The organism is Acidisarcina polymorpha (genome assembly GCF_003330725.1).
Classification (GTDB): Bacteria; Acidobacteriota; Terriglobia; order Terriglobales; family Acidobacteriaceae; genus Acidisarcina; species Acidisarcina polymorpha.
This window is the reverse complement of sequence record NZ_CP030840.1, coordinates 4,596,953-4,618,267: the sequence shown is the minus strand read 5'-3', so window position 1 is coordinate 4,618,267 and position 21,315 is coordinate 4,596,953. Positions and strand designations below refer to the sequence as shown.

23 protein-coding genes are annotated in these 21,315 nt (G+C 58.0%); 18 read left to right on the top strand and 5 right to left on the bottom strand.

Features of this window, described 5'->3' with window-relative positions; translation table 11 throughout:
* The first annotated feature begins 45 nt into the window (after nt 1-45).
* The 18 genes from ACPOL_RS19580 (at nt 46) to purK (ending at nt 15,551) form a co-directional block, all read left to right on the top strand.
* Entirely contained in the window at nt 46-1,521 is a 1,476-nt protein-coding gene (locus ACPOL_RS19580; RefSeq protein WP_236656901.1) for a terminase large subunit, read from the top strand.
* A 68-nt stretch (nt 1,522-1,589) separates the two neighbouring features.
* Complete coding sequence (locus ACPOL_RS19575; protein ID WP_236656900.1) at nt 1,590-2,345, top strand: HipA domain-containing protein; 756 nt, start codon at nt 1,590-1,592, stop codon at nt 2,343-2,345.
* Between the two features lie 328 nt (nt 2,346-2,673).
* Nucleotides 2,674-3,582: a DUF3037 domain-containing protein gene (locus tag ACPOL_RS19570; protein WP_114208544.1), complete on the top strand. Its 909-nt coding sequence runs from the start codon at nt 2,674-2,676 to the stop codon at nt 3,580-3,582.
* Nucleotides 3,583-3,739: 157 nt separating this feature from the next.
* The gene (locus ACPOL_RS19565) at nt 3,740-5,065 is read left to right on the top strand and encodes a phage portal protein (protein WP_338026682.1); all 1,326 of its coding nucleotides are present in this window, start codon (nt 3,740-3,742) and stop codon (nt 5,063-5,065) included.
* A gap of 147 nt (nt 5,066-5,212) precedes the next feature.
* On the top strand, nt 5,213-5,761 hold the full coding sequence (locus tag ACPOL_RS19560; RefSeq protein ID WP_236656899.1) for a hypothetical protein: 549 nt from the start codon (nt 5,213-5,215) through the stop codon (nt 5,759-5,761).
* A 42-nt stretch (nt 5,762-5,803) separates the two neighbouring features.
* On the top strand, nt 5,804-6,250 hold the full coding sequence (locus tag ACPOL_RS19555) for a hypothetical protein (protein WP_114208543.1): 447 nt from the start codon (nt 5,804-5,806) through the stop codon (nt 6,248-6,250).
* Nucleotides 6,251-6,374: 124 nt separating this feature from the next.
* Nucleotides 6,375-7,343, top strand: coding sequence for a hypothetical protein (locus tag ACPOL_RS19550; protein ID WP_114208542.1), 969 nt, complete (start codon nt 6,375-6,377; stop codon nt 7,341-7,343).
* 108 nt (nt 7,344-7,451) lie between these two features.
* Nucleotides 7,452-8,075, top strand: coding sequence for a hypothetical protein (locus tag ACPOL_RS19545; RefSeq protein WP_114208541.1), 624 nt, complete (start codon nt 7,452-7,454; stop codon nt 8,073-8,075).
* 34 nt (nt 8,076-8,109) lie between these two features.
* The gene (locus ACPOL_RS19540; protein ID WP_114208540.1) at nt 8,110-8,547 is read left to right on the top strand and encodes a hypothetical protein; all 438 of its coding nucleotides are present in this window, start codon (nt 8,110-8,112) and stop codon (nt 8,545-8,547) included.
* A 33-nt stretch (nt 8,548-8,580) separates the two neighbouring features.
* Nucleotides 8,581-9,069: a hypothetical protein gene (locus tag ACPOL_RS19535; protein WP_114208539.1), complete on the top strand. Its 489-nt coding sequence runs from the start codon at nt 8,581-8,583 to the stop codon at nt 9,067-9,069.
* On the top strand, nt 9,066-10,046 hold the full coding sequence (locus tag ACPOL_RS19530) for a hypothetical protein (protein WP_114208538.1): 981 nt from the start codon (nt 9,066-9,068) through the stop codon (nt 10,044-10,046). The genes ACPOL_RS19535 and ACPOL_RS19530 overlap by 4 nt, the downstream gene beginning before the upstream one ends.
* 20 nt (nt 10,047-10,066) lie before the next feature.
* Nucleotides 10,067-12,385 (top strand): hypothetical protein, encoded by a 2,319-nt coding sequence (locus ACPOL_RS19525; protein WP_114208537.1) that lies wholly within the window; start codon nt 10,067-10,069, stop codon nt 12,383-12,385.
* Nucleotides 12,386-12,463: 78 nt separating this feature from the next.
* A complete protein-coding gene (locus tag ACPOL_RS19520) occupies nt 12,464-12,703 on the top strand; it encodes a hypothetical protein (protein WP_114208536.1) in 240 nt (79 codons plus the stop codon).
* 84 nt (nt 12,704-12,787) lie between these two features.
* Entirely contained in the window at nt 12,788-13,390 is a 603-nt protein-coding gene (locus ACPOL_RS19515; RefSeq protein WP_114208535.1) for a hypothetical protein, read from the top strand.
* A gap of 23 nt (nt 13,391-13,413) precedes the next feature.
* Entirely contained in the window at nt 13,414-13,674 is a 261-nt protein-coding gene (locus ACPOL_RS19510; RefSeq protein ID WP_114208534.1) for a hypothetical protein, read from the top strand.
* Nucleotides 13,675-13,682: 8 nt separating this feature from the next.
* The gene (locus ACPOL_RS33655; RefSeq protein WP_161557452.1) at nt 13,683-13,847 is read left to right on the top strand and encodes a hypothetical protein; all 165 of its coding nucleotides are present in this window, start codon (nt 13,683-13,685) and stop codon (nt 13,845-13,847) included.
* Nucleotides 13,848-13,914: 67 nt separating this feature from the next.
* Nucleotides 13,915-14,406, top strand: coding sequence for a 5-(carboxyamino)imidazole ribonucleotide mutase (gene purE / locus ACPOL_RS19505; RefSeq protein ID WP_114208533.1), 492 nt, complete (start codon nt 13,915-13,917; stop codon nt 14,404-14,406).
* Entirely contained in the window at nt 14,403-15,551 is a 1,149-nt protein-coding gene (purK, locus tag ACPOL_RS19500; RefSeq protein ID WP_114208532.1) for a 5-(carboxyamino)imidazole ribonucleotide synthase, read from the top strand. The genes purE and purK overlap by 4 nt, the downstream gene beginning before the upstream one ends.
* Nucleotides 15,552-15,620: 69 nt before the next feature.
* On the opposite strand, the gene sucB is transcribed toward purK, so the two are convergent.
* From sucB to hemB, 5 genes are all read right to left on the bottom strand, one after another.
* Nucleotides 15,621-17,300, bottom strand: coding sequence for a 2-oxoglutarate dehydrogenase, E2 component, dihydrolipoamide succinyltransferase (sucB, locus tag ACPOL_RS19495; protein ID WP_114208531.1), 1,680 nt, complete (start codon nt 17,298-17,300; stop codon nt 15,621-15,623).
* Between the two features lie 102 nt (nt 17,301-17,402).
* Nucleotides 17,403-18,221, bottom strand: a complete 819-nt coding sequence (lipB, locus tag ACPOL_RS19490) for a lipoyl(octanoyl) transferase LipB (protein ID WP_114208530.1) — start codon at nt 18,219-18,221, stop codon at nt 17,403-17,405.
* Nucleotides 18,222-18,392 (bottom strand): type II toxin-antitoxin system HicB family antitoxin, encoded by a 171-nt coding sequence (locus ACPOL_RS19485; RefSeq protein WP_114208529.1) that lies wholly within the window; start codon nt 18,390-18,392, stop codon nt 18,222-18,224.
* A gap of 251 nt (nt 18,393-18,643) precedes the next feature.
* A complete protein-coding gene (gene lpdA, locus ACPOL_RS19480; protein ID WP_114208528.1) occupies nt 18,644-20,062 on the bottom strand; it encodes a dihydrolipoyl dehydrogenase in 1,419 nt (472 codons plus the stop codon).
* A gap of 229 nt (nt 20,063-20,291) precedes the next feature.
* On the bottom strand, nt 20,292-21,281 hold the full coding sequence (gene hemB, locus ACPOL_RS19475; RefSeq protein WP_114208527.1) for a porphobilinogen synthase: 990 nt from the start codon (nt 21,279-21,281) through the stop codon (nt 20,292-20,294).
* Nucleotides 21,282-21,315: the final 34 nt, after the last annotated feature.

The following is a 21,315-nucleotide window of genomic DNA, read 5'->3' as shown; positions in this document are numbered from 1 at the left end:
GGACAGGAACTCGAACGCAGTTCTCCGGAGCTAAGGGGAAGAACCATGGCGGTGTTTCTGGCCGAGTCGCTGCTGCGGGTGCGGGACAAGAAGGGGAAACAGGCGCCATTGCGAGCGAACCGGGCGCAGCGGGAGTACGAGAGACGGCGCGGCCAGAACAACATCGTGCTGAAGGCGCGGCAGATGGGGATCAGTACCTGGATCGCGGGAAGATTCTTCCTGAAGACTATTACTCAGCCGGGAACGTTGACGGTGCAGGTGGCGCATAGCCAGGAGGCGGCGGAGAGCATCTTTCGCTGTGTGCACCGCTTCCTTGGGGCTTTACCGGCTTCGCTCCGCAATGGGGCTTTGAAGACGGCCAGAGCAAGTTCGAGGCAGATTGTCTTCCCTGCTCTAGACAGTGAATACCGGGTGGAGACGGCGGGCGACCGCAATGCGGGACGCGGGGTGACGATACAGAACCTGCACTGTTCGGAGGTAGCGCGCTGGCCGGGAGATGCGGCCGAGACACTGGCGGGACTGAGGGCGGCGCTGCCGAAGGATGGAGAGCTGGTGTTGGAGTCGACGCCGAACGGAGCGGACGGTTGCTTCTACGAGGAGTGGCAGCGGGGGATGGAGGACGGACGCAGTGGGGAGAGCGCCGGAGGGGGATTGGTTCGGCATTTTTTCCCGTGGTGGTGGGATGCGGATTATGTTGGAGATCCGGTCGCCAAGGCGCAGTATTCAGTTGAAGAACGACAGCTTGCCGAGCGCTATGGATTGCGCGGCGAACAGATCGGTTTCCGGCGCCGCATGGAAGCGGGCTTCCGCCATTTAGCGCGCCAAGAATATGCCGAGGATGCCGACGCGTGCTTCTTGTCAAGCGGAGCCTGCGTCTTCGATGTAGCCTCAGTGGATGCCCGCCTTCGCGAGCTGCCGGAGCCGGTGGAGGCGCGGGATGGCGGGGAGCTGTTGATCTGGTACCCGCCGGAGACCGGGCGGGACTACATCGTCGCGGTAGATCCGGCGGGAGGCGGTGCGGCAGGCGATTTTTCCGCGGCCCAAGTGATTGAGACGACCACGGGGCTGCAATGCGCGGAATTGCAGGGCAAGCTGGAAACTTTGGAGCTGGCGTTACGGGTAGCGGCGCTCGCGCGTGAATATGGCACGGCAATCCTGGTCGTAGAGCGCAACAATCATGGTTCGGGCGTATTGGCGTATTTGAGGAGCGTCTGCCGGTATCCCAGGGTTTACAAGCAGGAGGGGCAGGATGGATGGCTCACCTCCTCCCTTTCCCGGCCGGAGATGATTGGAACGATGTCGGCAGCGCTGGTCGAGAGTGCAGGGACCTTTCAGAGCCGGCGGTTGATGAAGGAGTGCCGTACGTTTATCCGGTTTCGCAATGGAAAAACGGGGGCAGAGTCGGGCTCGCACGACGACTGCTTGATGGCGATGGCGATCGGACTGGCGGCGCGGCATGAGATGGCGGGGAGAGCGAGCCGGAAGTCCGATGGGATGCGGAGGCCAATCTTATCGATATAGGGGTAGAATCTGGGAACACTTCGTCACTTGAAAAGCTGCGGCAGAAAAGGGCCATCGGAGGAAATGGGTTGGCGGTCATTGCTGTGCAACAGATCCGCCGGATGCGCGGGGGCGCTCAAAGTCAATTGATGCTGGGCGCCGACGACCACCTGTATGTCGTCAAGTTCCAGAACAACCCGCAGCACCTTCGGGTGCTAGCGAATGAGCTGATGGCGACCCGGCTGGCAGAGGCTGCCGGACTGACAGTTCCCGCCTGCGAAGTGATCGAGGTAAGCGAATGGCTGGTTGCGAATAACTCGGAGCTAGATATGGAGCTGAGCCGGAGCCGGGAGAGTTGCCTTCCGGGGCTGCAGTTCGGATCGCGTTTTGTGGGCGGATTAATGCCCGGGCAGGTGGTGGACTTCCTGCCGGAGGAGATGTTGCTCGAGGTAAGGAACCTTCATGAATTTCCTGGCATTCTGGCGTTGGACAAATGGACTTGCAACGGGAACGGCCGACAGGCGGTATTTTCGAAGAAGTATCGAGAGAAGCGTTACCTCGCCACCTTCGTCGATCAGGGATATTGCTTCAATGCGGGAGAGTGGAAATTCGTAGATGCGCCATTGCGAGGAGTCTTCGCGCGCAACGCGGTATACCACGAAGTGATCGGCTGGGAGAGCTTCGAGCCCTGGCTGGGACGAATTGAAAACATGGCGGCAGACAAGATCTGGAGCATTGCGGAGACGGTCCCTCCGGAGTGGTATGGGGGCGACACGGGAGCGCTGGAACGGTTGGTCGAGCAGCTGATTGGGGCGGCAGGCACGAGTCCGGGAGCTGATTGGTGAGTTTCGGGAATCTTCGCGCGTGCCTTTTCCTAAGTGGGTGGGGCGGGGGGAAAATGTCCGCGGGAAGGTGATGCGAGGAGTGGATTGGGACGAAAATAGCGGTAGCAAGTCGGTCATGTGAATATCCGCCGTGGGGTGGGGCGCTGTGCGATTGCCAGCTTGGATGGCGCTGCGCGATTGTCAGCTTCGATAAGCGCTGCGCGAGTGTCGGCTTGGATGAGTGATGCGCGAGCGTTTGCTTCGAGCGCTGCGCGACGGTCAGACTGGATGAGCGCTGCGCGATCTTTGCAGGAAGCTGAAGGCGACATGGGTAGCGGGATGGGGCGAAATGCAGGAGCGTCGGCGGTGTGAGTTCTTTCTGGTGCGGTATGTGCCCGACCGGGTGAAGAACGAATTTGTGAATATCGGAGTTTTGCTCCGCGAGGCGGGAACGGTACCCGGGCAACCGCGCGCCGGTGGCGAGACCGTGGTGCGATTTACCCGCAACTGGTCGCGGGTGCGCTGTCTCGACCCGGACGCGGATATTGCGGGGCTGGAAGCAATGGAAGCGGACATCCGCCGGCGGCTGGAGGAAACCGGCGACGGTGTCCGCTCAATTGTTTCCGAATTTGAGGACACCCTCTCGAATTCAGTGCAACTGACGGCGATCAAGCGTTGTCTCGCGGAGAATTTGATCGCCGAGACAGAGCTGCTGATGCGCTTGTTTGTCGAGCCTCAGAAACGCGAGGCTATCTCGAGGAAGAACCGCCGTCAAACCATCGTAGCGACGATGCGCAGACAGTTCGAAGTAGCTGGAGTATGGGAGAGAATGCGCAAACGGATCCCCGTATCTCAGTACACAAGACCGGGCGACCCGCTGCGCATCGATTGCGGTTATCGTCCGAACGGAGTAGTCCGCCTCTTTCAGGCCGTCTCTCTCGAAGCCGATCCAGATGCTGCGAAGGTGCTGGCATTCAGCATTTCAGCAATTAAGGACGGAATCAGAAGAGAAGAAAAAGCAGACCTGGAATTGACTGCCATTGTTGAGCCGCTTGGGTCCTGGTCTTCTCGCTTAGGAGGGAAGATGAAGGAGACTCAAGGCCAGGGGGACGAACCCGAAGGAGAGATCGATATTGAACGGGAAGAACAATACCGTTTTGCGGTGGACACGATGGAGCGCGAGACCATCCGGGTGCTGACTACCCTGGACCTTCCGCGGGTAGCCGAAAGAGCACGAATGGAGATGGCGGGCCAATAAGGTAAAGAAGCACGGCAAGCATTTGGGAAACGAGGCATGGCGATGGCGCCATGCCTTTTCTATTTGGATTGCACCTGGATCAGGCAAGCATCTCGAGCTGAATAGCAGCTTGATCTGAAAAGCAGAGCGGCGTGTCAGGAAAGGACCGGTACTCCAAGTGAACGTAGCGAGATCGATTCAACAACTCTGGAAGCAATGGACTGGCGAGGTCGGCGCCGGGGCTACGCCTTCGACACCAAGGAAAACGGTCGCGCTGCCTTCAATTCTCGGACCGTATCAGGCGCCGGCAAGTCTGCTACCCAAACCGACCCCGGTCAACCTGCGGAGATTCGCGGAGACTCCACTTGCGCGCAGGGCGATCAACATCATCAAGGACAGGATTGCCAGCCTGGACTGGCAGATCACTTTGAAGCGAAGCTATCCGGCGGCTGCAGTCCCTGATTTCGAGGAACGCAGCGCCATCTTGCGGCAAACCTTGGAGAGTCCGAACCTGGGCGATTCCTTCCGGACGTTAATCGAACAGGTGCTTGAGGACACTCTGGTCGGCGGCTACGGAGCAATCGAGATGGAGCTCACCGGCGACCGCCAGCGGCCTTTCGAGTTGTGGCCGGTCGATGGCGCCACGATCAAGGTGAATGCGAAATGGGACGGAAGCGCGGAGACACCTCGCTACGCGCAAGCGACTGGTTTGGCGATGGGACAGATGGCGCCACTCGGGGGAAGTCCGCTCGACGGAACGTTGACACCTGGATTGATCCCGCTCCGGGACGACGAGTTGATGTATCTCCGCATGAATCCCCGGACGTATACCCCCTTCGGGCTTGGGCCTTTAGAAGTCGCGTTCGAGACGATCAACAGCTTCCTCGGGGCGCACCGGTTTGCCGGTAAGCTGGCCAGCAATTCGGTGGTGCAATACGCGTTGTGGCTGAACGAGACCAGCCCGTCTCAGCATGAACGGCTGATCCGTTGGTGGCAGGACGAGATTGAAGGCACGGGAAGAGTGCCGCTGATATCGAGCGAGCAGAAGCCGGAAGTGTTGCGTTTCGCCGCTGGCACTGACGCCGATCTGCGGCTGAACTGGCAGGAGTTCCTCATTCGTATGGTGGGCAACGCATTTTCTCTTCCCCCGATGCTGCTCGGCCTAGAGCGCGATGTGAATCAATCGACGGCTTCGGAGCAGGCCGACGAGGCCTTTCGCAGCGCGATCGTGCCTCTCGCGAAGCTGGTAGCGGAACACATCACGCGCGACCTTTTCGCGAAGAAGCTGGGCTGGCCGGAGTTCGAATTCGTGTTCAACGATCTCGAAGCGCGGGACGAGATGACCGAGGTCACGATGCAGACGGCTCTGTTGGCTGCGGGAGTTTTGACAGTCAACGAAGTTCGGGCGATGCGGGGATTGGGGCAATTGCCGGAGAGCGACGTCCCACCCGTTCTGCCAGCGCTTGAGATCGGGCGTGAAAAAGAGGAGGCGACGACGAATTGAATCGATAAGATCGCAATCACCGACGGCCCGCAGTCTAGTTACATTGCGAACATGCCCTGGCCTCCACTGTAGGTGGTGAGCTGATTAGCGTAAGTACAACCGGATCGATGGCGCAGGGAAAGGCTAAATCTGATGAGACTAGAGGCGATGGCAGTGACGATGCCGAGAGTGATGGGGCACCCAAACCGGGTTCCGTTTGAGGGGGTGCTGACGGTAGTCGATGCCGCCAGTGACCGTTCTCCTTCCGGAGCGCGGGGCCATCGGGTCGTCCTGACCCATGATGCGGCGATGGCGGCACTGCCATCCCTGCTGGGCATGGCGGTCGACTATCGGCCTGGGTGGGACGGGCATGATGCGCGCCGCAAGTGCGGGATTCTGACTCAGGCCGATATCGAAGCCGGCAAGCTGTGCGTGAGCGGCTATCTTTTCGGACGTGATTTCCCGGAGGTGGAGGAACAAATGCACAAGGGTGCGCCCGGAAGCATGGGCATGTCCTATGAATTGGCCGATGCCCATGTTGCCGATATGAGGGCTTCGGTCTGGGTGCTTACTCGAGCAACGTTTACGGGAGCGGCCATCTTGCTGCGGGACAAGGCGGCTTACCAGCATACGTCATTCCGCCTGAAGAAGGCCGCTCCGGGCGCCGACCTGCATGCTGGTTCGATCTTCGCCGGGAGACCGACGGCTGCGACATAGTTTAGCTGCTATTCAATCTGGGACGACAAGGAGATTAAGTACATGGAAAACCCTACAGAAGGAATCAACGGCGCACTGCTTGACGGAGTAACTCAGCTCGCGGCCGCAGCGGCACAACTTCAGAAGACAGCATTGGTCCTCGAAGAACGGTGGAACGGCGCGGGAGCTCCGCAGAGTGGCGAGGTCGCCAAGGTGGTGGCGACGATCGACCCCGACCCGGCCGGACGGATCACCGAACTCGAGGCCAGGCTGCAGACAGCGGAGCAGCAGATTGCCGAGTTACGCGCCCAGGCATCCTTGGGAGTTTCGGCAGCGGGGGCGAGCCGCAAGACGCTGCCGGTGGCGGCTTCCCATCTGCTGGCCAAGCACGGTATCGACACCTTGGAACAAGTCAACGGCGGCGCCCTCGACGCTGCTCTGGTTGGCCTCAGCCTCGAACAGCGGATTGCGGTGAAGTCGCAGCTGATGCGTGCTGGACTCCTAGGCTAAACTCCTTATCGCGTCGCTCCAATCGATGGAAGAGCCTGTCGATAAGCGGTGATCCGGAATTTGTAACAGTAGCGGCACTTTAGTGCCCCTAACCTGCGAGAGCCTGTTCAGGCGGAAAGAACCTATGAACGCTAATTTCTTTGACATCCATTCGGCAGCTGATTTTATCGGACCTGGTGCGATCGAAGTTCCCCTCTATCAAACGGAGATTACGGATATTGTTCGCCGCCGGGGCATCTTCGGCCAGCGCATCAAGCAAGTGCCGGCGACCGGTCATCCGTCGCGCTTCTTTGAAGAGACGGCAATTCCGAATCCGGGTTCGGCCGGGTTTGTGAATCCGCGCGCGATCGTGGCTCCAACTGTCAGCCCGACGCGAGTCGAACGTAGTGTGCCGCTCAAGGCGATCGTGGCACAGATTAATTACAACTTGTTCGATATCGAACTCAGCAATCAACAGAAGCAGTTCGCCTATCTGCAGGCGAAGGACCTGGTGGATACGGTCGAGGGGGTGCTCACCACTCATGATGTTGGGTTGTGGAGCGGAAGCGACACGTCGCTCTCAACGCCAACCACGGCGCAGTACTTCGGCGCCATAGGCCAAATTGTGGCGGGTGGAAACACAACGACGATCGGCACCACGGCAAGCATTGTGGATGGACTGAAATCCACAATCGCACAGATGGTGGCGAACGCCAACTATCAGATTCGTCCCACGGCCATTTATGCCAATCCGGTGCTGCTGGATTTGATCGATCGAGAGATGAAGACCGAATTCAACGTGGTGTTGGCGACGAAGGAGATCAACGCCGGTTTCACGGTGAAGACGCTTTCGACTCAAGCCGGCGAGCTTCCGTTGATCCCGGAGTGGGCGCTTCCTTACACGGGTACGCCGGGTTCGGGATCGGCGGTGCTTCCGGCCTACATTGTGACCGAGGACATGATCGAGTACCACTGGCTGAGCGATCCTTCGCCGCGGATCTTCCAGCTTGGAGTCCCCGGCTCGCTTGCCTCTCAGTATGTTGCTGTCAAGTTTGGCGGGGTCGTGGTGAAGGGCGCAAGTTACGCGCACTATCAGGTCCTTGTTGACCGCTAGGCGGTATGGAAGCCGCTGAGTCCGCGCACGATCGGGCCAGTCCGAAATGGACTGGCCTTTCTTGTTGATTTTCGAAGTTGAGCGGAACCACCGATTGAGAGTGCCAGCATGGGATATTTGCAGCCAACGGATTATACGAATTTCGGCCTGGACCCAGCGACGACCGATGACCGGGTGACGGCGGCTTCAGCTCTAATGGAGTCCTACTGCCGGCGCACCAGTCTGAATCCGGCACAATACGCCGAACGGATGAGGTTGACAGAGGGCGCGCAGACGGTGCGTTTGAGCTATCTTCCATTGGTCGCGATTCCGCCGTCGAGCTCACCGCTGGTGAGCATCAATGCCAGGTATGCGCGGCCTCGCCGAGGTGAACTTATTTACCCGGTGCAGGCGGAGATAGCCTGGGCATTCGGCTTGCCGGGCGCATGGACATTTGTCGACCCTAGCACCATTGATTGGGTCTTCGACACTGGAGAACTAATCTTCCCGATGAACATTCTGGGGCTTCCCTATAACGAGGTCGCGATCACCTACACGGTGGGCCTGATGGCGATCGGCAATGACGTGATGTCGGCGTGCGCGCAGATCATCAAGAACATGCAGTCGACGCCATCCTTGAATGTCAAGTCGAGCAGGTTAGACACGCTGCAGATGAATTATTTTTCTAATTCGCTCATCGATAGCCAAGTGGCTGCGCTGCTGCGGCCTTACATCGCAAATCGGCTAGGATGAGCGGTGCCGGCGGAATGCACAAAGAGAGGACACAATGAGCGCGGATCTAAGTGTTCGAATTTACAGCCCGATCGCGCAGCGTGCCGCGGACGCTTTGCTGCGCTCCCTCGGCGGGTTCTCGGTTGGATTGCAGATGCCGGTATACGCCGCGGCGGGAGATGCGGCGCAGATCGGCATCACGCCACAGACCTACCAGCAGCTTCCGCTTAGCCCTGCCATCTTCCGCCGGGTGCGCATACCCATGCTGGAGGGCGAGCCGGAGAAGTTTGAGCTGTCAATCTCCGCCTCTGCGATCCAGGCGCTGGTCGGAGCGTTGCAGTTGAGTTCCGCCGATGCGCTGTTTACGCAAGCAGCGGGAGTGACGGTCAATGGCAAGTTGTTCATGATCGAAGCAGTGACGGCGCCCGAGGTGTTTGGTCAAGCCTATTTGTATCGGCTGCAGTTACGAGAGGCGTTAGCTCAAGCCCTTTGACGATACGGCTTTGACGGCGTGACGGAGGACAATATGCAAAATGCGAAGGACACCTTCTATGTCGCCTTGCGCAACAGGCTGGCGCTTTTGAATCCAAATCGGACAATGCTGTTGCGTGGTACTCAGCGTCCCGGAATCTTAGTGGAAGAGGCGGAGGCGGTAGTTGCAATGCTGCCAGCGGATGTTTTTGTTTTGCGCTGGAGAGGACTTCAGACAGATATTTACCTGCCTTTGGTGATGGCGCAGATGGTTTGCGAAATCCACTACACGACCGGTGGAACGCAAGTGGCATCGGGTTTAGACCGAGGGCGGGCTATGGAGGAGATGGATGCTGAAGTTGTCAGTATCCTTTCACCGCCGTCAACGCCAAAGCTCAATTATGCCCAGAGCCCGGTCTTGCAATTGAACACTCCGGTTTTCTGGACGGCGGCCGCGTTTACCGCGGTCATTCCGCTCCGCGACCGCCTGACGCGTTCTGCCGCCGTTACCGTATTTGCCTACCAGGAACCGGGAGAGCTATGAGCACAGCCGCTGTGACGTATACGACACCGACGACGCCGTTGACACGAAGAGTGCGGGCCTACTTTGCTCCGGTGAACCGCGCGGCCGGGCAGCCCACGATCTTCGACCCGTCGGTCAATGGATCGTTCAATCTGGATAGTCCTCCATCTCCTTGGATCGACCTTGGATGGATCGCCGACTTTTCTCGAACATCGGCCAGCTCGGTGGGTGTTCTCAACGTAGGCAGTCCCGCTGCTCCTCAAGTGCAAATGCGGGAGATGATTGGAGCGAGCGTCGCGTTCCGCTTTCTTGCCTGGAAGAAGTTGTCGATGGCGCTTAGCGCAGGATCGGAACACATGAACCTGCTGGCGCCCGCTTCAGCGCTCGCTGCGAACGGCTCTGGAAGTACTGGTAAGCCGGCGGTGACTTTGCTTCCTGGATCGACGGCGACGACGCTCTATCTTCCTTCGGCGAACCTGGCTAGTTTTCATGCGGGGCAGATGGTCGTCGCCGATTTGGATTATGGCGGGCAAACGGGATTCGTCGGGAGCGGGGTCAGCGCAGCTTATGTTCGCAGCGCAGCGAGTGTGAACAACGATCCGGATTACGTACGGAGGGTTAGCTTCAACGTGGCTTTGGTTGCGTCGGTCAGCGGAACTGCTTTAACGCTGGCTCAAGCTCTGCCCGCCGGCGCACCGGTGACCAATATGAGGCTTCAAGTGATTGAGGGATTCGTCGATCGGGAAGGTGGCTCCTTCTTTCAGGAGTGGTCGGCGCTTTTTGTAATGCTCGGGGAACAGCGGGAGCGGATCCTCTATCACTATCCTCGCTTGCAGCCGATGGGTGGCGCACACGAAAGCATTGAGACACTGATCCCGCTATTGGATTGGATAACACTTAGTGCCAGCTTTCGAGCGATGCCGGTCATTGATGCGAACGATGGCGAGCAGGTGCTTTGTTTCCGCAGCTTCCTGCCTAGTCCGATGACATTGCTTTAAAGCGAGGAAGGGACAGTGCTTTGAAACTGACGATTGACAATCTCAACGGCAATGGAACCATCGACTACTCCGGATCGCTTTTGAACAAACCGCCCGTCTCTATAACGCGGAAGCTGAATGTGCCGTCCATTTGCTCGTTTGCTTTGGCGCTGAATGCTCCAGGACCAGAGACACCCCTTAGAAACGGAAGAGTAATTGTTACAGATGACAACGGCGTCGTCCTGTTCACCGGCTATGTGGTCACTGAACCGGCACGCGAGCTTGCAGGTGCTGGAACAACCGGCGCTATTTGCCAGCTTACGCTCACGGCGGAAAGCGATGAAGTGCTACTGGACCGGCAGAGCGTTCCGCAGACGCGTGCGACCGCCGGCCAGACGGCGGGGCGACTCCTCTCAGCACTCACCTCGAGGGTGGATCCAACTCTTCTGACACTGAATATAGCGGCCACTCCGGTTTCTGTGGGGCATTTTATGCCTGATCCAGGGCAATGCTGGTCGCAGAACGCGGGCTCGATTGCAGCGATGGCACGTTCCGCTTATTCGGCGATTTCCGGCACATTAAGTTTGGCTCCGATCGGCACTGTGACTCATGTGCTAAGCGAATCTGCGGGGACGCTGCAGGTGAAGAGTCTTAACGCATCCAGAGTAAAGACTCTGGCCAATGACATCACCGTTTGCGGGACCGAGGAGGGAGCAGCCTATGTCACCGAGATTTTCTCCGGAGATGGCAGCACGGTGGTCTTCGATCTGACTCTTCTTCCCTACTTCCCTACCGCGTCGCACTCGAAAGCCTTGGTCGATCTGTTCCAGGGGGCGGTCATCAATCCAGTGTTATGGCAGATCGAGGATGGCGGAGGGCACATCAGCCTTACCGCAGCCGGTCTGACCTTGAGTGGAGGGAATGGCATCGACGGACAGACAGCGGTTGTGGCTATCGATCAGCTGGAGGTCGGCGGAGCATTGGTGATTGAGGCGGGAGGGGTACAGTTCGGAGCGTTGAGCGCGGGGATTGTCTGCGGGCTGTATACGGGCTCAGTGAGCGCGGCTGGATGTTTCGCAGGTTTTCTGGTAGAGCAAGTGGCAGGGGCTACGGTTGTTTCTCCATTAATAGAGGGCGTCGCAGCGGGCGCCACGTTCACTCCGACAGCGGGACACAGTTATACCCTGCGCATTCGGACCTATTGCGTCGAGATTCAGCGGATCCTGGCCGCCTACTATGCAGTAGGAAGCAACGGAGAAGTCAGCTACGGAGGCAATGCCATACCGGCGGGAGCTAAGTTGGTCATCGAAGTACAGGACACGACTAGTGGAGCGACCGACATATCGACGGTGCTGTACGACGGATGGGTGGTGAGTTCACCGGCCTTAGTAACTTTTGCTCCAGTGAATAGCACGAATCTGATTGGAAGCATCGCCAGTATCCATGTGACTGAGGCGGGTGCTGTCTGGGTTATGAGTCAAGATCCAGGCGGAAGTGCGTTTACGCGGAAACTTGGGCTAGCCACTCAGGGTGCGGATGCCCGGATTGAGCGGAATGGAAGACTGCGGTTCTACACAAGCGCAATACCAGCGGCTAATGAAACCATCACCGTGACGTATCGAACTGCGCATCGTTCCGTGGCTCGATTAGCCAACTCAGCCAGCGTCGGCGCAGAAGGAAACGGCACTATCCCGGGAACGGCACGGTGGATAGGAAGCGTTACGAGTCCGGTTACTCGCAGCTCGGCAGATTGTGAAAACGCGGCGTTTACTCTGCTTGCGCAGACGACCAGCCGTGACGCGGCATGGTCGGGAAGTTATACGGGCTTCAATTTGCAGGCTCCTCAAGACTTCTGGCCGGGAGATTTGCTGGCGGTGAATTCGATCTCTCTGGGGATCAACGTGAGCTTGGTGGTTCGTGCGGTGTCGATCGAGGCCAGCACCTCATCGCCCGATTTACCCCGCTACACAATCGAGTTCGCCAATGACTGGGCAGAGGCACTCTCCATGAAAGTGTCAATTAGCGTGCCCAAAGATGCCTGGTTGCCACAGCAGGCGCAGACCGCGGTGACGGTACTCGCGAGCTTGACGCTATTGGCAGTGTCTTCGGTTACAGGAACAGTCATTCAGATAGCAGCGGGAGTGAGTCCACCGGCCGGGGGCGGCTTTGAGGTGCGACGCCGGGACTGGTACTTCGGACCGAGCAATGATGCCGACCTGGTACTGCGGAGCCCCGTATCCAACTTCGCCATTCCCCGCGAGGCCGCAATCGAGCAATACTTCATCCGTCAATACGACGCTTCGTCGCCTGCTAATTACTCGCGCTTTTCCAGCGCGGTCTTCATCAACGTTCCTTTGTGATCGCACTGTCTTGTTCTGTAACAGTGATGGCGACATTGCTGCGGAAACAGACGATACTTCGAAAGCGATGTGGAAGCGATGACAGATTTCGAGACAACCGTGCTCAACGACCTCTCGCTGGTAAAGAGTGAGATGGCGGTATTGAAGAACCAGATGGCGTCCCTGGTGGGCGCTGGACAGCCGGGCCGGCTCTATGCGCTGGAACACCGACTTGATCAGCACGAACGCGGAATACAACACGCAAAGGGAGCTATCGCAGCTTTTGGTGTGATCTTCACTCTGATTGAAGTGGCAGTCCGCTACCTTCATGAGCGCTAGGATCAGCCAACGTTCTACAAGTGGAGTTAGGAGGCAGATGATCTCTCGCCTCGAATCAAGCTTTCGGGCAGTGAGGAGTACTCCTTGACAATAAAGTCGAGTTTTCTTGTGATTGCAGGAACCATCGTTCTACTGGTGGCGCTTTTCGGGGTTCACGGGTGGAAGCAGGAACACGATGCACGCCTCAAAGCGGCGAATGAAAACGGCCAGCAGCAAAAACAGATTGAGGGGCTGGTGCAGCAGCAAACAAAAGCGCAGCTGGCACTGAAGACGAGGCTTTCCTCAATCGAGGAGCAGAGGCGGCGACCAGTTACCGCGACCCAGCTCATCACCGACGCCGACGTGCTTGCCGATCTTCCCGAACCGCTCGAGGTACACACGGCGCCGAAAGACTCTGCGACGCAGGCCACTCCTGGGGCTCAAACGGTCGTTATCCCGGAGGTAGATTTCAAGGTCATTCGTGATGCTGAACTTACTTGTCAGGAGAACGACGTAAAATTGAATGCCTGCGTTGCAACTCAGCAAAACAATGGGGAGCAACTGAAACTGACCCAAGCCGAACGCGACGAGTGGAAGACTGCGGCAAAGGGTGGATCTGTTTGGCATCGCGCCGTAGGTGCAGCAAAATGGTTCGCGATAGGCACGGGCACAGGTGTCGTCGTGTACGCACTCGCACACCATAAATAGATCAGGTTCAACAAGGAGCCACGATGGATAACTGGAATAAACCGTTCTTTCGTTCCATGCTGTCCGAGTCCGACGGAAACGTCTCCAGCGCCAGGTTTTGTATGGTGCTGGTTGTGATCTTTTCGCTCGGATGGGTGACTGGTTTGGTCTTACGGAACAAACAGTTGCCAGATCTAGGAGCGGTCGGCGGCTATGTAACTCTGGTGTGCGGCTCGCTCTATGCAATCAACCGCGGGGCATCCATATTGGACCATAAAACGCAATCGGGACAGAACAGCAACTAGGAGGCGCTATGGAGTTTGGGATTGGATTTGTGGCGGGCGGAGTGTTGGCGGGGTTGGCGGCGGCAAATTCGGGAGCCATCCTCAGGCTGACCCATGCATGGCTTTCGAAAAAAGAGTCTTCGATCGAGAAGACAATGGCCTCAAAGGCCGATTCCCTGAAGATCAAGCTTTAAAGTTATCGTCGGAGAACCTGCCACGGTAAGGCGCCGCGAGCATGGCGCGAGCCCATATAATCACAGGATGGAATCGCACCCGCTCGTCGGCGTCGTGATGGGCAGCAAGAGCGACTATGAGGTGCTCAAGCCTGCCATCGATATCTTTATTGAATTTTCTATTGCGCATGAGGTACGAGTGGTCTCAGCCCATCGCACTCCGGATTGGCTCTTCCGTTATGCGGAGCAAGCCGAAGATCGAGGCTTGCAGGTGATCATTGCCGGAGCTGGCGGAGCAGCCCACCTACCGGGAATGCTGGCGGCTAAAACCCTAGTGCCTGTGCTCGGCGTACCGGTCCCGGCTACGCTTCTGAATGGCATTGATTCCCTGCTCTCGATTGTGCAAATGCCAAAAGGCGTTCCGGTAGGCACACTGGCAATCGGCAAACCAGGCGCAGCGAACGCGGCGTTGCTGGCCGCTGAAATCCTGGCCTTGCAGGATGGAGGTCTGCGGGGACGACTCAGGGGATGGCGCGAATCGCGCCGTGACGAAGTGCTTGCAGAAGAGCTTCCTCAATGACCGCAATCCTTCCTGGCGCAACCATCGGCATTCTGGGCGGCGGTCAACTAGGCCGTATGATGGCGATGGCCGCTCGTTCGCTTGGTTATCGCATTCACGTGATGGATCCGGACCCATCCTGCCCAGCGCGGTTCGTCGTTGACGCATGCTTCGAAGGTGATTGGGACGATGCCAAAGTTGCCGCCGACCTTGCTCGCGGCTCGGACGTCGTGACGTTGGAGATTGAGCAGATTTCGCTCGCTTGCCTCGAGGCTGCTGCACAATACGCTCCGGTTCGACCAAGCAAGGCGCTCATGCAAATCATTCAGGATCGGATTGTCCAGAAGGATTGGTTGCGTGATCACGGCTTCCCGGTCGGACGCTATCGAGCAATTGAGAATGAGGCGGACCTTCAAGAGTCCGCCCTGGCGCTTGGCGGCCGCTGTTTCGTGAAGACTGCGCGTGGCGGATACGATGGACGGGGACAAGCCAAGATCGGATTCAGCGGACGGTTGGGTCCGGTCCACGAAGAAGTTCATGAAGCTTGGTTGTCCCTAGGGGAAAGGCCCTGCATTGCAGAACAGGCCCTGGACCTGGAGAAAGAGATATCGGTGATGGTGGCACGCACGCCAAGCGGCCAGGTCAAGAGTTTCCCTTCCGCTGCCAATCATCACGAGAATCAGATTCTTGTCTGGAGTGTCATTCCCTCGTCGATCCCCATGGAACTTGAACAACGGGCTCAACAGATCGCCCTACGGTTAGCGGAGGAGTTGAAGCTCGAGGGATTGCTGGCAGTCGAAATGTTTCTCACCAAGCAGGGTTCCCTGCTGGTCAATGAGCTTGCTCCGCGCCCTCATAACAGCTACCACGCCAGTGAACGAGCCTGCGTTACCAGCCAATTCGAGCAAGCGGTACGGGCTGTCTGTGACCTTCCGCTCGGCGATGTAAGCGTCGTGCAGCCCGCGGCGATCGCCAACCTGCTTGGGGACACCTGGTTGAAAGGCGAACCGCGTTTCGATCTGGCACTGGCGGTCCCGGGAGTGCGTCTGCATCTCTATGAGAAACACCAGCCGCGCAAGGGGCGAAAGATGGGGCACCTCTCGGCGATTGGAGCGACTCCGGAGGAAGCGATTGCGCGGGTCTTGGAAGCAGAGCGGCTTTTGTAAGGGCATTAGCCTCAGAGAAAGCAGGGGCAGGCGCGAAGCCTGCCCCTGGGTCAGGTCCACCTACATTTCTCAGCCGATATCTTCGTTCCAGTTCTCCAGGTACTTCTTGACTTCCTGCATAAACCGGCCTGCGTCGGCGCCATCAACGATACGGTGGTCGAAACCTAGGGTAAGGCGAATGATGCTCCGCACCGCAATGGAATCTGAGCCGCTTTCGTCGGTAATTACGGTCGGCTCCTTAAAGAGGCCGCCCACGCCCAGGATTGCGCTCTCGGGTTGATTGATGATGGGAGTGCCGAACTGTTCGCCGAAGATACCGGGATTGGTAATGGTGAAAGTGCCACCGCTGACTTCATCGGTCTTCAGTTTCTTCGCGCGGGCGCGTTCGGCTAGATCGACGATGGCGCGAGCAATCCCAAGGAAACTCTTCTCCTCAGCCTGCTTGATGACTGGAACAATCAGCCCCCAATCGAGCGCTACAGCGATGCCAATGTTTACGTTCTGGTGATAGCGGATGCCAGCACCTTCCCCGGTTGTCTCCATGGATGCGTTCACGATTGGCATCTTGCGTAATGTGTTGACCACCGCCCGAGTAATGAAGGGCATGTAAGTGAGCTTGACCCCGTTCCGCTGTTCGTATTTCGTCTTCTCTTTTTCGCGAAGGCGAACGATCTTTGTCAGATCGATCTTGAAGCAGGTGTGGACGTGGGGACTGGTGTGCTTGGACTCGACCATGCGCTGAGCGATGATGGCCCGCATTCTGCTAAGCGGCACTAGCTCACCGGAAAGCGCAGGGAGGGACGGCGCTGCTGGGGCGGCCTTGGGTGCAGCCGCGGCGGGGACGCCGGGCTGGGTGACTGGGGCTGGCGCCGGAGTTGCCGCTGGAGGCGCTGCCGCACCCCGTTGGGCGACAGCCGCCAATGCGTCTTCCTTGGTGATGCGTCCCCCGGAGCCGGTACCTTTCAGCTTGCTCAGATCAAGGTTGTTGTCCTTTGCAATCTTTCGAACCAGCGGCGATGAGCGAACGCCTTCTGCGCTGACCTCTTCATCGATCTCTGGAACCACCTGCTCTGGAACCACTTGTGCTGCCACAGGAGCTTTCGATGTCGCGGCCGGAGCAGGTGCGGTTGCAGCTGCAGCAACATTGGCTCCTCCAATCACGGCGACCACGGTGTTGATCTGGACGGTCGTTCCCTCGGGCACCTTAATCTCAGTGAGGGTTCCGGCGGCGGGTGATGGAATTTCGGCATCGACCTTATCGGTCGAGATTTCAAAGAGTGGTTCGTCCTGGCTGACCGTGTCCCCAACTTTCTTGAGCCACTTGGTAATGGTTCCTTCGAAAATCGACTCGCCCATCTGAGGCATAACCACGTCGGTCGCAGGACCGGCTGAAGAAGCCGGGGGCGCGGTGGCGGCAGCTGGAGCTTCCTTCGGTGATGCCTTAGCGGCCGGGACTGCTTCTGCAGAGGGTGCGGCCAGGTCGGTCGGCGCTGCGGGAAGGGCACCGCTGCCATCTTCAGAGAGCACGGCAACCACGGTGTTGATCTGGACGGTCGTGCCTTCACCTACCTTTATCTCGGTCAGGGTACCCGCGGCGGGAGACGGAATCTCGGCATCGACCTTATCGGTCGAAATTTCAAAGAGCGGTTCGTCTCGCTGGACTACATCTCCGGTCTTCTTAAGCCATTTGGTAATGGTTCCTTCAAAAATTGACTCGCCCATCTGGGGCATGATTACGTCAGTCGGCATTGGTTTCCCTTCCAATTGTCAATCAAGCAGATATTCGCAAAATCGATCACGGATCCTTCTCCGACGGTTCGAGGGGTGGGACCGATTCGGCAACCTTCCAGTCTACGCGAGAACTGTTTCCTCTTGTCCTCTGAGCCTTTTCAGCTCTTTTGGGATGCTTAGCGGAGTGTCTTCTGGAACCAATTGCGGCGTTTCCCCTGTCGGCTGCTTAGCGTCGCTCAAAAGGTCTTCTAACGACGCCCGCCGAAGGACTTGTGTACCGAAGACTATGCCGAAATGGCGTGCGGCGGTATTCCCACTATCTTCCAGGTTGGGAGACTGACGGGTTCTTGTATCGATCTCGTTCTCCAAGCTGGTAACCGGCCGGTCGGCGATTCCACAGGGAACGATGAGATCAAAATCCCGGAGATCGGTGGTGACATTCAGTGCAAACCCGTGCGAGGTGATGCCCCGAGAGATATGAACGCCGATGGCCGCGATCTTCTTTTCGGAAATCGAACCGCGGGGCAACGTCCAGACGCCAGTTCGTTTCGGAATACGCTGGGTGACGATGCCGTAGCCGGCACAGGTACGGATCAGGACTTCTTCAAGCATGCGCACGTACTCGACCACTCCCAGCCGCGGGGTGAAGCTTCGCAGGTCGAGGATTGGATAACCGACGAGCTGGCCGGGGCCATGATAGGTGACGTCTCCACCGCGGTTAATCTCGTGAACCTCTACCCCGCGCCGGCCTAGAAGTTCGTCATCAGCGAGGATGTTCTGCCGCTGGGAATTGCGCCCCAGGGTGAGAACTGGCGGATGCTCGAGGAGTAAAAGGGTGTTGTCGATGCGCTGTTGATGGCGGAGTTCGACGAGTTGGCGCTGGAGGGTGAGGGCTTCTGCGTAAGTGATTCGGCCGAGTTGGAGGAGGTTGAGGATCATTTACAGCCTGATCTGTTCGCCAGGACTAACTTCCAATTTTGCCTTGGCTTCCAGGTACTCCTGAATCGTCAACTTGATGTTCTCCAACGCCTCTCCCTTGGTCTCACCTTGAGAATGGCAGCCTGGCAGGCTTGGCCACGAGACGCAGTAGCCTTCTTCTGACCTATGCAAATTGACGCGGTAGTTAAAGGACGACCCCTCAAACGTCCTCGGTTCTTACGAGCCAACTTGGCTATCCAAGTCTAAACCCATCCAAAGATCGATGAGTGGTCGCTCGCTGCTAAGACTTCAACGGAAAATCCTGCCCCTTTGGCCAATGATCTTTAGCCACAGGGATAAGGAGGGCCAAATGACTTCAGGCGCAGCGAATGTCTGTGAACTAAATGACGGCCTGCTCCACAGACTCGAACTTTCGCAACATCTTAAGCGTTGATCGCCATTCCCTCCACGCTGCCAAAGGCATCCAGCATTCCTTCGGCAAGTGTCGGGTGGGCGTGGATGGTGAACATCAAGTCTTCCACGGTAGCTTCCATTTCGATCGCTACTACGGCTTCGGCAATCAGCTCGGTTGCCTGAGGGCCGATGATGTGGACGCCGAGGATCTCGCCATATTTCTTGTCCGCGACTACTTTGATGAAGCCTTCATGCGAACCAACGATCGAGGCTTTGGAGTTCGCTGTAAACGGAAACTTGCCGACCTTGACCTCGTGACCCTTCTCCTTGGCGGCTGCCTCGGTCAAACCGACACTGCCGATTTGCGGCTCCGTGTAGGTGCAGCCGGGAATGCGGTTGCGCTTAATCGGCCGCGCGTACTTGCCGGCGATCCGGGCGACGGCGACCATGCCGGCCATACCTCCTACATGCGCCAACTGGGGCAATCCGGCGACGATGTCACCGATGGCGTAGATCCCGGACTCGTCGGTCTGCTGCCATTCGTCGACGTGCACGAACCCACGCTCCGTCTTGATCTTCGTCTTCTCGATGCCGACACCCTCGGTGCGCGGCCCACGGCCGACAGCGACTAGAACCTTCTCCGCTTCCTTCACCACCTGCTTGCCGTCGGAGGTGGTGTAGGTCACCTTGACGCCGGTCTCGGTCTTCTCCGCCGTCTCGAACTTGGCGCCGGTGTTGCAATCGATGCCTCGTTTGCGAAAGCTCCGCGCAAGTTCCTTACTGATCTCTTCGTCCTCGACCGGCACTAGCCGGGGCAAGTACTCGACGATGGTGATTTCACTGCCAAAGCTATTAAAAATTGACCCAAACTCGACACCCACCGCGCCGGCGCCGATTACGACCATGGATTTTGGTATCTCCGGAATGGCAAGGATTTCTATGTTGGTCAAGACGCGATCGTCGGGGCTGAGACCGGGCAGCATCTTGGCATCGGAACCGGTCGCGAGCAGGATGTTCTTCGCCTGGATCGACTGATGTTGACCTCCGCTTTCGACGTCAACGGTGTGGATACCCTCTTTCGCTGGGCCGGTGAGCTTTCCGTAGCCGGTGATCGTCGTCACCTTGTTCTTCCGCATGAGGAAGTTGAGGCCCTTGACGTGCTTGGCGATGATGTCGTTCTTTCGCTGAAGCACAACCGGCCAGTTGACCTTGACCTCGCCTTGGACGTCGATGCCGTATTCCTTGGCGTGCTTGAAATGGTCATAAACTTCGGCGTCAAAGAGCAGCGACTTGGTCGGGATGCAACCCCAAAGCAGACAGGTGCCCCCGAGCTTCTCGTTGTCGTTGATAAGGGCAGTCTTGAGACCGTACTGGCCGGCGCGAATGGCTGCGGTGTATCCGGCGGGGCCGCCACCGATAATTGCTACATCAAAAATTGTCTCTGCCAAGTAGTGCTCCCGTTCTGGATAGGCGATAAGGTCGTGCCGCGGAGTCCACTCCCGGCAAACACTTTAGTTTACGCGAAGCAGGAATATTCGACGATGGCTCTTCACATACCCGTTGTACGAGATGTTTGGGCAGACCGGTCGGATTCACGCGCTTCGACGACAGCCCGGGACGAGTTGGACGCGCCCAGCAATTTGTCTGCTTTTGTCGAAATCCTTGCAGCGAACTGCTTTAAGCGAGCGCGCGCGCGGCTTGCTTCGCAAAATAGGTCACAAGGAACCCGGCGCCCGCCCGCTGAATGGATAGTAGTGTTTCGAGCATAGTTCGCTCGGGATCGAGCCAGCCTCGAGCGAATGCTGCCTGTAGCATCGAATATTCCCCAGAGACCTGATACGCTCCGATTGGGACGTCGAAGCGGTCCCGTGCAGCGTGAATCACATCCAGGTAAGGCATGGCTGGCTTCATCAGAATCATGTCGGCGCCTTCGACCAGATCTTGCTCGATCTCGCGCATGGCCTCTCGCAGGTTGGCGCCATCCATTTGATAGCTGCGCCGGTCGCCGAACTGCGGGGCGGAATCTGCTGCTTCCCGGAACGGACCGTAGAAGGCCGAGGCAAACTTCGCGGCATAAGAGAGAATCGGGGTCTGAGAGCACCCTTTTTCGTCCAGTTCCTTGCGTATCGCCGACACCCTCCCGTCCATCATGTCGGATGGCGCAACAATGTCAGCCCCAGCCGCGGCGAGCGAGGCTGCGGTTCGGGCGATCAGCTTCAGGCTGGAGTCATTTTCTATCTCGTAGAGATCGCCCTCCCGCTTGACCACCCCGCAGTGACCGTGGGAGGTGTATTCGCAAAGACAGACGTCGCTGATGACGACTAAATCGTCCAGGCCGCGTGTGGCCTTCAAGGCGCGAATCCCCTTCTGAACGATGCCGTCCTCTGCCCAGGCTCCGCTGGCATTTTCGTCCTTCTCTTCGGGTAGCCCAAATAGCAGCAGCCCGCCTATGCCCAGGGACGCCGCCTCAGCGGCCTCTTTTATTGCCTCATCGATAGAGAGGTTAAAGACACCGGGCATGGAGCTGATTTCCTTACGGACCGCCTCACCTGGACACAAAAAAAGCGGGTAGATCAGCGATTCGGGTTCGAGCCGGGTTTCGCGCACTAAGGAACGAAGCGCCGCCGTCCGCCGCAGACGCCGTAGCCGGGTGACAGGAAATTCCATAGAACAATACTACCGGCAGCCTTTATGGTTAGTC

Bases quoted from the DNA above. Each gene is read 5' to 3' on its own strand.
- ACPOL_RS19560 (WP_236656899.1), top strand. From the start codon at position 5,213: ATGGCAGTGACGATGCCGAGAGTGATGGGGCACCCAAACCGGGTTCCG.
- ACPOL_RS19510 (WP_114208534.1), top strand. From the start codon at position 13,414: ATGGATAACTGGAATAAACCGTTCTTTCGTTCCATGCTGTCCGAGTCC.
- purK (WP_114208532.1), top strand. From the start codon at position 14,403: ATGACCGCAATCCTTCCTGGCGCAACCATCGGCATTCTGGGCGGCGGT.
- ACPOL_RS19540 (WP_114208540.1), top strand. From the start codon at position 8,110: ATGAGCGCGGATCTAAGTGTTCGAATTTACAGCCCGATCGCGCAGCGT.
- ACPOL_RS19520 (WP_114208536.1), top strand. From the start codon at position 12,464: ATGACAGATTTCGAGACAACCGTGCTCAACGACCTCTCGCTGGTAAAG.
- lipB (WP_114208530.1), bottom strand. From the start codon at position 18,221: ATGATCCTCAACCTCCTCCAACTCGGCCGAATCACTTACGCAGAAGCC.
- hemB (WP_114208527.1), bottom strand. From the start codon at position 21,281: ATGGAATTTCCTGTCACCCGGCTACGGCGTCTGCGGCGGACGGCGGCG.
- sucB (WP_114208531.1), bottom strand. From the start codon at position 17,300: ATGCCGACTGACGTAATCATGCCCCAGATGGGCGAGTCAATTTTTGAA.
- ACPOL_RS33655 (WP_161557452.1), top strand. From the start codon at position 13,683: ATGGAGTTTGGGATTGGATTTGTGGCGGGCGGAGTGTTGGCGGGGTTG.
- ACPOL_RS19580 (WP_236656901.1), top strand. From the start codon at position 46: ATGGCGGTGTTTCTGGCCGAGTCGCTGCTGCGGGTGCGGGACAAGAAG.
- ACPOL_RS19530 (WP_114208538.1), top strand. From the start codon at position 9,066: ATGAGCACAGCCGCTGTGACGTATACGACACCGACGACGCCGTTGACA.
- ACPOL_RS19545 (WP_114208541.1), top strand. From the start codon at position 7,452: ATGGGATATTTGCAGCCAACGGATTATACGAATTTCGGCCTGGACCCA.
- ACPOL_RS19555 (WP_114208543.1), top strand. From the start codon at position 5,804: ATGGAAAACCCTACAGAAGGAATCAACGGCGCACTGCTTGACGGAGTA.
- ACPOL_RS19535 (WP_114208539.1), top strand. From the start codon at position 8,581: ATGCAAAATGCGAAGGACACCTTCTATGTCGCCTTGCGCAACAGGCTG.
- ACPOL_RS19570 (WP_114208544.1), top strand. From the start codon at position 2,674: ATGCAGGAGCGTCGGCGGTGTGAGTTCTTTCTGGTGCGGTATGTGCCC.
- ACPOL_RS19550 (WP_114208542.1), top strand. From the start codon at position 6,375: ATGAACGCTAATTTCTTTGACATCCATTCGGCAGCTGATTTTATCGGA.
- purE (WP_114208533.1), top strand. From the start codon at position 13,915: ATGGAATCGCACCCGCTCGTCGGCGTCGTGATGGGCAGCAAGAGCGAC.